This is a genomic window from Citricoccus sp. GCM10030269 (assembly GCF_042665635.1).
GTDB lineage: Bacteria > Actinomycetota > Actinomycetes > Actinomycetales > Micrococcaceae > Citricoccus.
Window position 1 is genome coordinate 536579 of sequence record NZ_JBHTCV010000002.1, and the last position, 13772, is coordinate 550350.

The following is a 13772-nucleotide window of genomic DNA, read 5'->3' on the forward strand; positions in this document are numbered from 1 at the left end:
CATGGAAGACAAACACCAGGCGTTCGACAAGGTACCGAGCAAGGTCGGCGTCCTCGGCGGCGGACGTATGGGCGCCGGCATCGCTCATGGCTTCCTGATCAAGGGCGCCGACGTCGTCGTGGTGGAGCGCGATGACGCCGCCGCCACGGCTGCGCGGGAACGGATCGAGAGATCGACCGCCACCTCGCATGAGCGCGGTGCGCTGGACCAAACCGTCGAGGCCGTTCTCGGACGCTTGACGGTGTCCACGGACCGGTCTGATTTCAGTGACCGCGAGCTCGTGGTCGAGGCCGTTCCGGAGGACTGGGGCCTGAAGACGTCGTCCTTGCAGTCCGTGGAGGCCCACCTGCCCGAGGGTGCCGTGTTGGCCTCCAACACCTCCAGCCTGTCGGTGACGGGGCTGTCCCAGGAACTGACGCGTCCGGAGAACTTCTTGGGCCTGCACTTCTTCAATCCGGTGCCGGCCTCCACCCTGGTGGAGGTCGTCGTGGGCGCCCGCACGGCGCCGGAGGTGGTGGAGGCCGCCCGCACCTGGACGGCAGGACTGGGCAAGACCGCCGTCGTGGTCAATGACGCACCCGGCTTCGCCTCCTCACGCCTCGGCGTGGCCATCGCCCTCGAGGCCATGCGGATGGTCGAGGAGGGGGTGGCCAGCGCCGAGGACATCGACAATGCGATGGTGCTGGGCTACAAGCACCCCACCGGGCCGCTGAAGACCACCGACATCGTCGGGTTGGACGTGCGCCTGGGTATCGCCGAGTACCTGGCGTCCACGCTCGGCGACCGGTTCGCCCCTCCACAGATCCTGCGGGACAAGGTCGCCGCCGGCGAGCTCGGCCGCAAGACCGGACAGGGCTTCTTCAGCTGGGACTGACCGAGTTGGGACTGACCGAAGTGGGATTGACTGAGGAAGCCGAGGAGGCCGTGGACACCATCGCCGCCGCCGCTGCAGCCAAGGGGTTCTGCAGTTCCCCGGCATAGGCCAGGGATCCTGCGGGGTCCGTCAGGTCGACCATCTGCCGGTTGTTGCGCAACTGCAGGCGGTTCAGGCAGGACAGCCGGAAGGTCGGCTCCAGCAGGCCCAATGCGTCGAAGCGTTCGGCCGTCTCGGGGTGCCGGGACCGGTAGTCGGTCAGGCGCCCGGCCACCACGGCCCAGAACTGTTCCTCGGTGACCAGGCCCTCGCGCTCGAGCAGTGGGGCCAGGAACCGCAGGAAGCAGTCCACGATGTCCGTCAGGATGGAGAGCCCGTGGTCCTCCGGAGCGACGTCGGCCCGGAGCCGTTCGACGCCCGGGGGCAGGTCCGTCCGGTCCCCGAGGACCGCGACCTCCTCTGCCAGGTCTTTGAGCAGCACCCGTTCGGGGGCGCCGTCACGCAGCACCAGGATCACGTTCTCCCCGTGCGGCATGAACACGAGGTCATGGCGTACCAGGCAGTGGACGATCGGCACGAGGTAGGCGTCCAGGTACCGCTCCAGCCACTCGGTGGCCGCCAGCCCGGAATGCCGGATATAGGCGGCGGCCAGGGAAGCGCCGTCGGCATCTGTGTGCAACAGGGACGCCATGGTGGCCAGTTGCTCTCCCGGGCCAACGCGCGTGGCCGGTGACTCACGCCAGAGGGCCGCGAGCATCTTCCGGTAGGGCGAATCCTGCTCGGTGGCCGCATGGAACAGCGGGTTGGCGTATCCCACGGCTGCGACCTCGCGCAGCAGTTGGACACGCCCCGGGTCCAGCTCGGGGTCCTCGGCGAACAGTCCCTGGAGCCAATCGTTGATCGCCGGCGTTGAGTCCATGTATTCGGCGGACAGCCCCCGCAGAAACCCCATGTTGAGGACGGACAGGGCCGTCTTGACGTAGTGGCGTTCCGGGGCTGAGCGGTTGAAGAACGTCCGGATGGACTGCTGCGGTTGGTACAGGTCCTCCGTGGCCCCCAGATGCACCAGGTGCCCCGTGGCCACGTCCGCGGCGAAGGTCACGGAGAGGCGGTGGCGCCACTGCCAGGGGTGCACCGGCAACGGCAGGAAGTCCGCGGCGTCCAGTCCGTTGTCCCGGCATACCTGCTCCAGCCGGGTGCGGAACGCGGCTCGCAGCTCGGTGCCGAGCTCGGCCTGGAGCAGCCCGTCCAGGTCCAGCCCGTCCACGGCGGTGAACCGGGTCCGGGACACGTGGGCCGCCACCCATTCCAGGGGCAGGGCCGAACCCGTTTCCGGGGCCAGCTCGAGATAGTCCTGCGAGCTCAGGCCCAGCCGGCCGTTGTTGGCCACGAAGCAGGGATGGCCTTTGGTCATCGCAGCCTCGGTCCGCTGGAAGTCGGCCACGGCGTCGCCTGTGCCGGTGGCCAGCTCCGCTGCGGTGGCCACCGAGTGGAGCTGCTTGTAGCAATGGGAAGCCAGGGTGCTGCCGATCTCCTCCAGGTACACCGGCAGTTGTGCTGCGGACAGGCCGAGCACGTCGCGGAAGGCCGTGACGAACCGCTGGACGTCCGGCACCGTTGGCGCCCAGCCGGCGTCGGGACCGGTCTGCTCCTCACAGCGCAGCGAGGCGGCGTCGATGTCCCAGTGGTCCAGGGCATAGCGCCGGGCCTGGAACCGGTAGCGCACTCCGGGACCGTCCAGGTGCCACGAGCCCTCCCTGAGTACGGGTTCGAGGAGACGCTCATGCGCGAACTCGGCGAGGGCCTTGGCCAAGAGGTGCCGGTTGGCGGTGGCCCAACGTGCCGGGGACACGTGGGCGACGGTCTCCGCAGGCCCACCCGTGGCGGTCGCGAAGTCCGCCCGGGTGCAGAAGGACAGCACGGCCGTCTTGGCCGGGACACCGTCCGCCGCGGGCAGCTCCAGCCGCTCCACGGGGCGGAACCCACACCGTGCATTGAGCGCTTGGATTGCGGTGTTCCGGGCATCCGGTTCGACCACGACGCGCAGCACCGCCGGATCCGCGAAGAGATGCGCCAGCGCGGCCTCCATCGCGGCGGCGCTGTAACCGGGCTCGCGACCAGTGGTGCGGCTCGCGGCCTCCGGCCCACCACGGCCCGGGGTGGTCGGGGCGTGGGCGTCCGCGGTGCCCGGCACCGGCAGGAGCAAATGCAGCCCCGCGTCCCCGTGCCGCCAGGCGTAGTGGCCGGCCAGCACGGAATGGGCCGGGTCATAGGTCTCGAGCAGGAAGGCCGGCGACCCGCCGCGGTGCTCGTCCAGGGCGATCAGCGCGTGGTGGTGCGGATCGGCGGCGATCCGCTCGTGCTCAACCCGGACCTGCTCCACGCTGGCTTCGGTCAGGCCCCAGAAGCGGGCTCGCTCGGTACTGACCCAGGAGTGCAAGAGTTCGGCATCGGCCGCCGGGACGACGGGGCGGAAAGAGAAGCGGGGGGTCATCGGAGGGCCTCCTGGAAGTCTGTGGAAAGGGTGGGGTCGAAGGTCGGGTGGCCACCCGGCGTCCCGAACTCTTGGAAGGCGATCCGTCGCTCCACCACGTAGTGCTCTCGTCCGCACAGGCGGTTGACGAGGACGGAGTTGCGGTAGGCGCCCATGCCCAGGTCCGGTGCCGTGAATCCGTGGGTGTGCAGTTCGGCGTTCTGGACGAACACGTCGCCGTGCACGCCGATGCCATATCCGCGGTCCACGTCCCAGCGACCGTCCGGCAGGCGGGACAGTCGTTCCTCGACGCCGGCCAGGAAGTCCGGCTGACGGTAGCCATAACCGGTGGCCAGGACGACGGCGTCGACCTCGGTCTCGTGGAGTCCGTCGTCGTCGCCGTGGCGCAGGGACAGCACCAAACGACCGCTGTGACCACCGGGTGCAGCTGACTCACCGGGCTTGGTGCTCTCCCGGACGCCCTCGAGTGCGGTGGCCGTCCGCAGCGTGGCCGGGGCGGGTCCGTGCACGCTGGCAGCGTAGAGACGGTCGTAGATGCTGTTCAGCAGCTCTGCGTTGACGCCCTTGTACAGACCCTGGTGCTCCGCGCCGAGTCGGTCCCGGACGGATTGGGGCAGAGCGGTGAAGTGGTCGATGTAGTCCGGGGAGGTCATCTCCAGGGTCGGCTTGGTGTACTCGAGCGGGAAGAAACGGGGGGACCGGGTCAGCCACTGCACGTGCCGGTGTTCACCGGCTCCGGTCAGCAGGTCGTCGAAGACCTCGGCGGCGCTCTGCCCGCTGCCCACGACGGCGATGCGCTGGGCCGCCAGCAGCCGCTCCCGGGCGGGGAGGTAGCCGGAGGAATGGACGACGCGCGGGTCGGAGCGCAACGTGCCGGGGACGGCGTCGGGCATCAGGGGTTCGGTGCCGGTGCCCAGGACGAGGTTCCGTGCGGCCAGGGTGGTCGGTCCTTCCGGGGTGAGTGCGGTGACGCGGTACGCCGTGCCGTCATGCTGGATGTCCGTCACGCGGTGCCCGTACCGGACGGGCAACTGCTCGGCGGCCCAGGCGAGGTACTTCGCATACTCGGAGCGCAGGGCGTAGAAGTCCTCACGGATGTAAAAGGGGTAGATCCGTCCGGCGTCCTTGAGGAAGGCCAGGAAGGACAGCGGATGGGTGGGTTCCGCGAGGGACACCAGGTCGGCCAGGAACGGCACCTGCAGACGCGTGCCCGCCAGCATCATCCCGGGATGCCATTGAGGACTGTCGCGACTCTCCAGGACCACGACGTCCACGCCGGCGGGCCCGGCCAAGGCGGCGAGACCCAGATTGAACGGCCCGGCGCCGATGGCGATGGCGTCGTGGACCACGGGGGCGCTCATGCGGTCACCTCCGTTCTCGCCACGGCACGACCATGCCGGACCACGGCCTCCAGGATGGCCTCGACGTCCGCCACAGTGGTGCGCGGATTGAGCAGGGTCAGCTTCAGGTGGCGGCGGCCGGTCACGGTGGTGGCCGCGACCATGGCCTCGCCGGAGCGGTACAGCGAGCGCCGGATGAGGTCCTGCAGCCGGTCGACGACGGAGGCGTCCACCCCGAGTTCTCGCGCGGGTTCGAAGCGGAACACCACGGTTCCGAGCTGGACCGGGGCGGCAAGCTCGAGCTCGTCGGTGTCCTCCACCAGCCGGCCCGCCTCGGCGGCCAAGTCCACGGTGGCATCGAAGAGCTCGCCGAGGACGTCGGAGCCCAGAGAGCGCAGCGTCACCCACAGCTTCAGGGCGTCGAAGCGCCGGGTGGTCTGCAGCGACCTGTCCACCTGGTTGGGGCTGTCCGGATCTTGGTCCGGGTTGAGGTACTCCGCGTGGTGCGTGATGTGGGCGAACCGGCTGCCCTCGGCCACCAGCAGCGCGCTGGAGCCGATGGGCTGGAAGAACGACTTGTGGAAGTCCACGGTCACGGAGTCGGCGCGCTCGATTCCCGCAAGCCAGTGCCGGCGTGTGCTAGAAGCGAGCAGTCCGCAGCCGTAGGCGGCGTCCACGTGGAACCAGGCGCCCTTGCTCCGGGCCGCCGAAGCCAGGTCGTCCAAGGGATCGATGGCCCCGAAGTCCGTGGTGCCCGCGGTTGCGACGACGGCCAGAGGGCGCAGCCCCCGCGCCGCATCCAGGGACATGGCCCGGTCCAGGGTCGCCGGGTCCATGCGGTGGTTCCGGTCCACCGGAATCGCCACGACGGCGTCCTCACCCAGGCCGAGGTGGACGGCGGACCGCACGATGCTGAAATGGCTGTCTCGGGAGGCATAGATGCGCCAGCCGGCCAGCCGCTCCGGAAGGGGGCCGTCGGCGGGGGAGACGGCCCGGTTGCGGGCCATCAGCAGGGCCTGCAGGTTCGACTGGGTGCCGCCGCTGGTGAAGATCCCATCCGCTGCTGGTCCCAGTCCGGCCAGATCTGCGGCCCAGCGCACCAGTCGCCGCTCGATCAGGGTGGCGCCGGCGGACTGGTCCCACGTGTCCATCGAGGTGTTGATGCTCGTGACCAGCGCCTCCGCGGCCACGGCCGGCAACGCCACGGGGCAGTTCAAGTGGGCGGCGTACCGGGGGTGGTGGAAGTACACCGCGTCGTCCAGATAGAGCGAGGATGCCTCCGCCAGAGCGGCCTCGGTCGAACCGAGCGGTGCCGCGAGGTCGACGCCGGAGGCGGACTCCTGAAGCTCCGACGGGTCCCGTCCCGACGTCGGTGATGGTGCCCTGACGATCGCCGCAGCGGCCAGCAATGCGGCGGTGCCCGTGTCCTGGACGAAACGGTACGCATTGTCGGCCGAGAGGAGGACGGAGTCCGCTGACGGCTGCCGCTGGGCGTGGACGTCCGGGGCCGGTGCCGGGCCGATCAGATCGGCCCCGGCTGCCGGTGCGGTCTGCACGGTGAAGCTGGGGGCTGTCATACTATCCCTTCGTTGGTGAGGTTAGCCTTACCTAACCAGCCCCTATTAAGCACAGACTGATGGGTCGAAATTCAACGGTACTTTTGGCCAGTGTTGTGCGGCCGCGAGGGCTGGTCGGTCCGCTGGTCCGCTCGGAAGATGTGCGCTGGGCCACGCTGCTGTTAGGGTGGTTACATTACTGACTGATCGTTCAGGAAGGTTCCAGTCGGATGACCACTCAGACAGCCATCTCCACCGTCCCCAGCTATGTCCTCGACCAGTGGTGGGCTCCCGCCGAGGACTCCCGGACCGCCGAGGTCCTCGACGCCAATACGGGCGAACCCCTCGCACGCTTCGGCGCCGAAGGGCTGGACCTGGGTGAAGTGCTGGCCCACGCCCGCAGTGTGGGCCAACGGGAGCTCGGCGCCCTGACGCTGCACGAGCGGGCCCTCAAGCTCAAGGAACTGGCGATAGTCCTCAACGACCGGCGAGAGGAACTCTATGAGCTCTCTCACCGGACCGGGGCGACCGTGGTGGACAACAAGGTGGACATCGACGGCGGCATCGGCGTGCTCTTCACCTATTCCTCCAAGGGACGCCGCGAGCTGCCGAACTCCAACGTCCTTCAGGACGGTCCCGCCGAGTCACTGTCCAAGGATGGATCGTTCATCGGCACCCACATCTACACGCGGCTGCCCGGCGCCGCCGTCCAGGTGAATGCCTTCAACTTCCCGGTCTGGGGCATGCTCGAGAAGTTCGCCCCCGCCTTCATCGCCGGCGTTCCCACGGTCGTCAAGCCGGCCACTCCCACGGGCTACGTGACGGAGGCCGCCGTGCGCATCATGGTCGAGTCCGGGATTCTCCCCGCCGGATCACTGCAGCTCGTCTCCGGCTCCGCCCGCGGAATGCTCGATGTCATGGACTACCGGGATCTGATGGCTTTCACCGGCTCGGCGTCCACCGCTCAGGCCCTGAGGACCCACCCCAACGTGGTGACCGGCGGCGTCCGATTCACCGCCGAGACCGATTCCCTCAATGCCGCCATCCTGGGTCCCGACGCCGTTGAGGGCACCCCGGAGTTCGAGGCGTTCGTCAAGGCCGTGGTCACCGAGATGACCGTGAAGGCCGGGCAGAAGTGCACCGCCATCCGGCGGACCATCGTTCCAGACAGCCAGCGCGACGCCGTCGCCCGGGCCATCTCCGACCGGCTCGCCCAGCGAGTGGTCATCGGAGACCCGCGCGCCGAAGGCGTCACGATGGGCGCTTTGGCCTCCCTTGAACAGTTGGACGGCGTGCGCGGCGCGGTGGAGGACCTCATCGCCGCCGGCGGCGAACTCGCCTACGGCACTCTCGATGCGCCGACGGTGCGGACCGCTGCCGGCGACGAGGCCGTCGTCGACCACGGGGCCTACTTGTCACCGATCCTTCTGACGTGGGCGAACGCCGAGTCGGACGTCCTGCACTCGCGTGAGGCCTTCGGTCCCGTGACCTCACTGCTCGGCTATACCGATGTGGCCGACGCCGTGCGTCTGGCCGCGCGCGGCTCCGGCTCCCTGGTGGCCACCGTGTGCACCAACGACCCGGACGTGGCTCGAGAGATGACCACCGGCATCGCCGGTCATCACGGGCGGGTGCACCTGCTCAACCGGGAGACCGCCAAGAGCTCCACGGGCCATGGCTCGCCGGTTCCGCACCTGGTGCACGGCGGACCCGGCCGTGCCGGCGGCGGAGAGGAACTGGGCGGTGTGCGCGCGATCAAGCATCACATGCAGCGCACCGCTCTGCAGGGTTCCCCGAATCTCGTGACCGCCGTGACCGGAGTGTGGCAGCCCGGGGCCGACCGTCGGCTGGCCGGATCGCCCGCCTACGGTGCCGACCCCAGTGCCGTGCACCCCTTCCGCAAGTCGCTGGCCGACCTGCGCGTCGGTGACGCTCTGGCCTCCGATCTCCGCCAGGTGACTGAGGAGGACATCTCCGCCTTCGCCGAATCCACGGGGGACACGTTCTACGCGCACGTCAACCCGCAGGCCGCCGAGGCCAATCCCTTCTTCCCCGGGATCGTCGCCCACGGTTACCTGCTGGTCTCGTGGGGCGCCGGGCTGTTCGTGGAGCCGGCGCCGGGTCCGGTCCTGGCGAACTACGGTCTCGAGAACCTGCGGTTCATCACGCCCGTGGCCGCCGGTGACTCCATCCGGATCACCCTGACCGCGAAGAAGATCACCCCCCGGGTCACCGATGAGTACGGCGAAGTGACCTGGGATGCGGTCATCCACAACCAGCACGACGAGATCGTCGCCACCTATGACGTGCTGACGCTGGTGGAGAAGCAGGACTCCCTCTACGCCGACTGGACGGACTGATCGGCCCGACCGGCACTGCCGACACGGCACTGCCCACACGGCACTGCCCACACGGCACTGCCAACACGGCCGGAACCGACCCGGCGTGCTCGGCCGCAGCTGACCGACTCGGTCAGCTGCGGCCCCGGAGGCCGTCGATGATCATCGCGATGGTGGTCTCCTCGACTTCCTCCGGGGTCGCCGGACCGTCGGGGCGATACCACTCGACGAGCGAATTGACCATGCCGAACATCAGGCGGGTGGTGGTCCGAGGCTCCACATCGTCGCGAACCTGTCCCTCAGCCTGGGCGGCGATCACCAGGTCGGTGACTTTGCGGTCGACGGTCCGCCGGCGCTCGAGGGCGTCACGCTCGATGTCCGTGTTGCCCCTGAGGCGTAGGAGCAGAGTGACGTAGGGCTGCCGTTCCAGCAGCACCCGGATGGTCGAGCGCAGGATGAACTCCAGGCGCTCGATGGTTCTGCCCGACTGGGCGCGTTCGTCCTGGTCGATGGCTTCCAAAGGGACCAGCGCCTGATCCAGGGCGAGGCGCAACAGGTCGCCCTTGGAGGGCACGTGGTGGTAGATCGCGGACTTGCTCACCCCGAGCTCTTCGGCCAGCATGCCCATCGAGGTGGCGTCGTAGCCATGACGGTTGAACACCGTCACCGCGACTTGGAGCACCGACTCCTGGTCATACCCGGGGCGGCCTCGCCGCGGTGCGGTGGACGCGGTGGCTGCGGTGGGCATGGTGGGCCTCCTGGTTCGATGGGCGGGCGCGGCGGGCTCGGACTACGGTTCCGGCTATGGGTTCCGCAGGTCGTGGATCCGCTTCAGCTTACCGACAGACCGTGGGAGGGTCTCCGGCTCCACCACATCGATCCGGCACGTGGAGCCCACGTGGATCTTGATGAGCTTCTGCAGTTCGTCCCCGGCCACGCGAGCCCGGTCGGAGGTGCAGTCATCGCGGCGTTCGATTTTGACCGCCAGCTCGTCCATCCGGTTCGGACGCGTGATCTCCAACTGGAAGTGCGGTGAGAGACCGGGGACCTGCAGGGCGAGTTCTTCGATGTGGCTGGGGAACAGATTCACGCCGCGCAGGATGATCATGTCATCCGAGCGGCCCGTGATGCGGCCGATGCGGCGGTGACCCGGGCGCGCCGTTCCCGGCAAGAGCCGGGTCAGGTCGTGAGTGCGGTAGCGGATGATCGGCAGAGCCTGTTTGGTCAGGGAGGTGAACACGAGCTCGCCGTGCTCGCCATCGCCCAGGGCTCTGGTCTCGTCGAAGGCATCGATCACCTCCGGGCGGAAGTGGTCCTCCCACACGTGGCAGCCGTCTTTGGTCACGCCGGATTCGCCGGCTACGCCCGGGCCCATGACCTCGGAGAGGCCGTAGATGTCACAGGCGTCGAGGTCGAACATCTCCTCCAGCTCATGGCGCATCTCCTCCGTCCACGGCTCCGCACCGAGCACGGCCACCTTGAGCGAGGTCTGGCGAGGATCCTGGCCAGCTCGCTGCATGGCGTCACCGATGGTCAGCAGGTAGGTCGGCGTGCACAGGATGGCGTCCGGCTGGAAATCCCGGATGAGCGTGATCTGCTTCTCGGTCTGACCGCCGGACATCGGGATCACCGTGGTGCCCAACCGCTCCGCGGCCGCGTGGGCGCCCAGGCCGCCGGTGAACAGGCCATAGCCGTAGGCGTTGTGCACCTTCCAGCCACGTTGCACACCGGACAGGCGCAGGCAGCGGGCCCCGAGCTTGGCCCAGTCGTCCAGGTCCTGCTGGGTGTAGCCCACCACCGTGGCCCGGCCGGTCGTGCCGGAGGAGGCGTGGATCCGCGCGACTTGTTCCTGGGGCACGGCGAACATGCCGAACGGATAGGACTGACGCAGGTCCTCCTTGTCCGTGAAGGGGAACTTGGCCAGGTCCTCGAGTTCCTTGAGGTCGCTCGGATGCACGCCGGCGGCATCGAACTTCTGCTGATACAGGGGAACCCGCTCGTAGGCGTAGGCGACGGTCTCTTTCAACCTCTGCAACTGGAGCGACTCGATCTGGTCGCGGCTCATGGTCTCTTCGGCGTCCAGGCCGGTGCTGGGCTCCGCTGCGGAAAGGGTCTCGGTCATCTCGTGTGCCTTTGCTGTGGTCGCGGGGGATCGTCGAGGGGCGTCAGCGTTTGGGGATGGTCCGGGACCGGCCGCGGAACTCGGCAACGACCTCCGTGCCGCCGTCCGGAAGGGACTGGAGCACTTGGATGTCGTAAAGCCCGCTGCGGCCGGACTGACTGCGCCGGTCGGCCACGGCCGTCAAGACGCGGCCGGGCAGACCCGGCTTGAGGAAGTTGATGTCGACGCCGGAGGCCACCGTGATGGTGTCCGGCGAACCCTCTGGAGGGTTGCAGGCCATGGCGAAAGCGGTGTCCGCCAGGGCGAAGACCATGCCGCCGTGGGCGATGCCGAACCCGTTGAGGTGGTCTTTCCGCACGACCATGGAGATGGTGGCGTGCCCCTCTCTGACGGCGTCGACCTCGATGCCCATCCACTGCGCCGCATAGTCCTGCGCGAGGATGGCGTGCTGCTCTCCGAGGTCGGTCGTCGAGACGGTTCCTGTCTCGCTCATGGTGCTCCGATCTTTATGTACTGAACGATCGTTAGGGAACAGTAAAATGTGAGCCAGGTCAAGTTCCAGCACTCTACTCCGCCCCGGGGTCCACCGTTGCCCAGCGTTCGCCGTTGCCGTGCCCCTGGGTTCACTGGTGCCGGAATGTTGACGAGGCGTGAGCCACATCATATACTGAACGAACGGTCGGTAAATACACCGGATGACGTCACGGTCAGGCGGCGTCGTCCGCCGGCCCCGAGTCACAGCTTCCAGAAGAGGTGGGCATGATGTCCGAACAGAACACCGTTGACGGGCGACTGGCCGCTGTCCAGACGTCCGAAGAAGATGCTCTCCAAGCATCTGCGGACGCGGAGGGTCAGCGCCGGTTCGATGCGATCATCGCCCAGGACTCGCGGATCGAGCCCCGGGACTGGATGCCGGCGGCCTACCGCAAGTCCCTGACCCGCCAGATGGGCCAGCATGCGCATTCGGAGATCATCGGGATGCAGCCGGAGGCCAACTGGATCACCCGCGCCCCCAGCCTGAAGCGCAAGGCCATTCTGATGGCCAAGGTCCAGGATGAGGCGGGCCACGGCCTGTACCTGTACTCGGCCACAGAGACCCTGGGCACGGACCGGGACACGCTCAACGATCAGTTGCTGACCGGTCGCGCCAAGTACTCCTCGATCTTCAACTATCCGGCCCGAACGTGGGCGGACATGGGTGCGATCGGCTGGCTCGTGGACGGGGCGGCCATCGCCAATCAGGTCCCGCTGTGCCGTGCCTCCTACGGGCCCTACGGACGCGCCATGGTGCGCATCTGCAAGGAGGAGTCCTTCCATCAGCGTCAGGGCTTCGAGATCCTGCTGCAGCTGTCTCGTGGCACCGAGGCGCAGAGGAAGATGGCCCAGGACGCGATCAACCGGTTCTACGCTCCGGCGCTGATGATGTTCGGCCCCTCGGATCATGACTCCCCGAACTCGAAGCAGTCGATGGCGTGGAACATCAAGCGATTCTCCAATGACGAGCTGCGCCAGCGCTTCGTCGGGATGATCGCCGAACAGGTCAAGGTCCTGGGCATGACGCTGCCCGATCCCGAGCTGCGGTATGACGAAGAGACCGGGACCTGGAAGCACATGGAGCTGGACTGGGACGAGTTCAACCGGGTGGTCAAGGGCGGGGGTCCCTGCAACGCCCAACGACTGGCCCGCCGTCGGGAAGCCCATGAAGAAGGCGCCTGGGTGCGCGAGGCCGCTGCCGCCTACGCGGCCAAGCAGCAGGCCGGCCTGTCCGGACATCCCGACCGCAACGACCAGAAGGTGGCCTGATCATGACTGAGGCTTCCAGCAATTCCGCGCCCACTGAGTCCACCCCCACTGGTTCCACCGTCTCGGCACGGGCCGCCTGGCCGTTGTGGGAGGTCTTCGTGCGGTCATCGCGCGGACTCTCCCATGTCCATGCCGGCTCGCTCCACGCCCCTGATGCGGAGATGGCCGTGCGCAATGCCCGCGATCTCTACACCCGCCGCAACGAGGGCGTCTCCCTCTGGGTGGTCCGGTCTGCAGACATCACGACGTCGGACCCGGACGCCAAGGACGCGATGTTCGAGTCGGCCAAGGGCAAGGATTACCGCCACGCCACGTACTACACGGAGAGCGAAGGGGTGAAGCACCTGTGAATACCCCGTCCGATCAGGCCACCGGTCCAGCAACAGACCCAGCAATAGACCACAGCCTGGACAGCTTCGGCGATGCCACCGCCTCCGCCACCCGGGTCACCCCCGGCAATGCGCTGCGGCCCGAGGACATCGCCCAGCGAGAGGACCGTCCGGCCAATGACGATGTGGCCGAGTATGCCCTGCGATTGGGCGACGACGCCCTGATCCTCGCCCAGCGCCTCTCGCACTGGATCTCCCGGGCGCCCGAGCTCGAAGAGGACGTGGCCCTCGGCAACATCGCCCTGGATCAGCTCGGTCACGCCCGCTCGTTCCTCACCTACGCCGGTAAGGCCTGGGACCGCAGTGAGGACGATCTGGCCTACTTCCGCGAAGAGGAGGACTTCCGGTCCCTGCATCTCGTGGAGCAGCCCAACGGTGACTTCGCCGAGACCACGGTGCGCGGACTGTTCGTGGCCGTCTACCAGCATCTGCTCTACAGCCGGCTGCTGGACTCGGCCGATGAGACGCTGGCCGCGATCGCCGCGAAGGCCCTCAAAGAAGTGGACTACCACCGCGAGCACGCCCAGCTGTGGACGCTGCGACTGGGCCAGGGAACGGAGGAGTCCGCGCGGCGCATGCGTTCGGCCCTCGAGAAGCTGTGGCCCTACACCGAAGAGCCGTTCCTGGACGACGCTCTGTACGAGCGGCTCGAGGGCGTCGCGCCCCGGCCGTCGTCGTTGCGCACGGAGTGGGAGCAGGAGGTGCGGACCGTCCTGACCGAGGCCGCGCTGCCGGTCCCGGAGATTCCCTTCGCCCTGTGCCGGGGCCGCCAAGGCGAGCATTCCGAACACCTCGGATACATCCTGGCTGAGATGCAGGTGCTGGCCCGCAAACATCCCGGCGCCAGCTGGTAGA

The 13772-nt window shown here is 68.2% G+C and carries 11 protein-coding genes; 5 read left to right on the forward strand and 6 right to left on the reverse strand.

Annotated features, from left to right (window positions below; all coding sequences use genetic code 11):
* Window position 1 precedes the first annotated feature (1 nt).
* A complete protein-coding gene (locus ACFQQD_RS05560; RefSeq protein WP_378087068.1) occupies window positions 2–874 on the forward strand; it encodes a 3-hydroxyacyl-CoA dehydrogenase family protein in 873 nt (290 codons plus the stop codon).
* On the opposite strand, the gene ACFQQD_RS05565 is transcribed toward ACFQQD_RS05560, so the two are convergent.
* The 3 genes from ACFQQD_RS05565 to ACFQQD_RS05575 are packed head-to-tail and all read right to left on the reverse strand — an operon-like array spanning window position 861 to window position 6285.
* Entirely contained in the window at window positions 861–3368 is a 2508-nt protein-coding gene (locus ACFQQD_RS05565; RefSeq protein ID WP_378087070.1) for a GNAT family N-acetyltransferase, read from the reverse strand. The two genes, ACFQQD_RS05560 and ACFQQD_RS05565, sit on opposite strands and share 14 nt — an antisense overlap.
* On the reverse strand, window positions 3365–4729 hold the full coding sequence (locus tag ACFQQD_RS05570; protein WP_378087072.1) for a lysine N(6)-hydroxylase/L-ornithine N(5)-oxygenase family protein: 1365 nt from the start codon (window positions 4727–4729) through the stop codon (window positions 3365–3367). The genes ACFQQD_RS05565 and ACFQQD_RS05570 overlap by 4 nt, the downstream gene beginning before the upstream one ends.
* A complete protein-coding gene (locus ACFQQD_RS05575) occupies window positions 4726–6285 on the reverse strand; it encodes a pyridoxal phosphate-dependent decarboxylase family protein (protein WP_378087074.1) in 1560 nt (519 codons plus the stop codon). The genes ACFQQD_RS05570 and ACFQQD_RS05575 overlap by 4 nt, the downstream gene beginning before the upstream one ends.
* A gap of 209 nt (window positions 6286–6494) precedes the next feature.
* Here ACFQQD_RS05575 and paaZ point away from each other — a divergent pair, with 209 nt between their 5' ends.
* A complete protein-coding gene (gene paaZ, locus ACFQQD_RS05580; protein ID WP_378087076.1) occupies window positions 6495–8624 on the forward strand; it encodes a phenylacetic acid degradation bifunctional protein PaaZ in 2130 nt (709 codons plus the stop codon).
* A 112-nt stretch (window positions 8625–8736) separates the two neighbouring features.
* On the opposite strand, the gene ACFQQD_RS05585 is transcribed toward paaZ, so the two are convergent.
* The 3 genes from ACFQQD_RS05585 to paaI are packed head-to-tail and all read right to left on the reverse strand — an operon-like array spanning window position 8737 to window position 11218.
* A complete protein-coding gene (locus ACFQQD_RS05585) occupies window positions 8737–9351 on the reverse strand; it encodes a TetR/AcrR family transcriptional regulator (protein ID WP_378087078.1) in 615 nt (204 codons plus the stop codon).
* A gap of 54 nt (window positions 9352–9405) precedes the next feature.
* Window positions 9406–10725: a phenylacetate--CoA ligase family protein gene (locus ACFQQD_RS05590; protein WP_378087080.1), complete on the reverse strand. Its 1320-nt coding sequence runs from the start codon at window positions 10723–10725 to the stop codon at window positions 9406–9408.
* 43 nt (window positions 10726–10768) lie between these two features.
* On the reverse strand, window positions 10769–11218 hold the full coding sequence (gene paaI, locus ACFQQD_RS05595; protein WP_378087082.1) for a hydroxyphenylacetyl-CoA thioesterase PaaI: 450 nt from the start codon (window positions 11216–11218) through the stop codon (window positions 10769–10771).
* 269 nt (window positions 11219–11487) lie between these two features.
* Between paaI and paaA the strand changes: the two genes are divergently transcribed.
* The 3 genes from paaA to paaC are packed head-to-tail and all read left to right on the forward strand — an operon-like array spanning window position 11488 to window position 13771.
* The gene (gene paaA / locus ACFQQD_RS05600; RefSeq protein WP_378087536.1) at window positions 11488–12528 is read left to right on the forward strand and encodes a 1,2-phenylacetyl-CoA epoxidase subunit PaaA; all 1041 of its coding nucleotides are present in this window, start codon (window positions 11488–11490) and stop codon (window positions 12526–12528) included.
* Between the two features lie 2 nt (window positions 12529–12530).
* A complete protein-coding gene (gene paaB / locus ACFQQD_RS05605) occupies window positions 12531–12878 on the forward strand; it encodes a 1,2-phenylacetyl-CoA epoxidase subunit PaaB (protein WP_378087084.1) in 348 nt (115 codons plus the stop codon).
* Window positions 12875–13771, forward strand: coding sequence for a 1,2-phenylacetyl-CoA epoxidase subunit PaaC (paaC, locus tag ACFQQD_RS05610; protein WP_378087087.1), 897 nt, complete (start codon window positions 12875–12877; stop codon window positions 13769–13771). The genes paaB and paaC overlap by 4 nt, the downstream gene beginning before the upstream one ends.
* Window position 13772: the final 1 nt, after the last annotated feature.

What these genes read in the sequence shown, in the direction of transcription:
- ACFQQD_RS05565 (WP_378087070.1), bottom strand. Translation starts at nt 3,368, where the DNA reads ATGACCCCCCGCTTCTCTTTCCGCCCCGTCGTCCCGGCGGCCGATGCC.
- ACFQQD_RS05560 (WP_378087068.1), top strand. Translation starts at nt 2, where the DNA reads ATGGAAGACAAACACCAGGCGTTCGACAAGGTACCGAGCAAGGTCGGC.
- paaI (WP_378087082.1), bottom strand. Translation starts at nt 11,218, where the DNA reads ATGAGCGAGACAGGAACCGTCTCGACGACCGACCTCGGAGAGCAGCAC.
- ACFQQD_RS05585 (WP_378087078.1), bottom strand. Translation starts at nt 9,351, where the DNA reads ATGCCCACCGCAGCCACCGCGTCCACCGCACCGCGGCGAGGCCGCCCC.
- paaB (WP_378087084.1), top strand. Translation starts at nt 12,531, where the DNA reads ATGACTGAGGCTTCCAGCAATTCCGCGCCCACTGAGTCCACCCCCACT.
- paaZ (WP_378087076.1), top strand. Translation starts at nt 6,495, where the DNA reads ATGACCACTCAGACAGCCATCTCCACCGTCCCCAGCTATGTCCTCGAC.
- ACFQQD_RS05570 (WP_378087072.1), bottom strand. Translation starts at nt 4,729, where the DNA reads ATGAGCGCCCCCGTGGTCCACGACGCCATCGCCATCGGCGCCGGGCCG.
- ACFQQD_RS05590 (WP_378087080.1), bottom strand. Translation starts at nt 10,725, where the DNA reads ATGACCGAGACCCTTTCCGCAGCGGAGCCCAGCACCGGCCTGGACGCC.
- ACFQQD_RS05575 (WP_378087074.1), bottom strand. Translation starts at nt 6,285, where the DNA reads ATGACAGCCCCCAGCTTCACCGTGCAGACCGCACCGGCAGCCGGGGCC.
- paaA (WP_378087536.1), top strand. Translation starts at nt 11,488, where the DNA reads ATGTCCGAACAGAACACCGTTGACGGGCGACTGGCCGCTGTCCAGACG.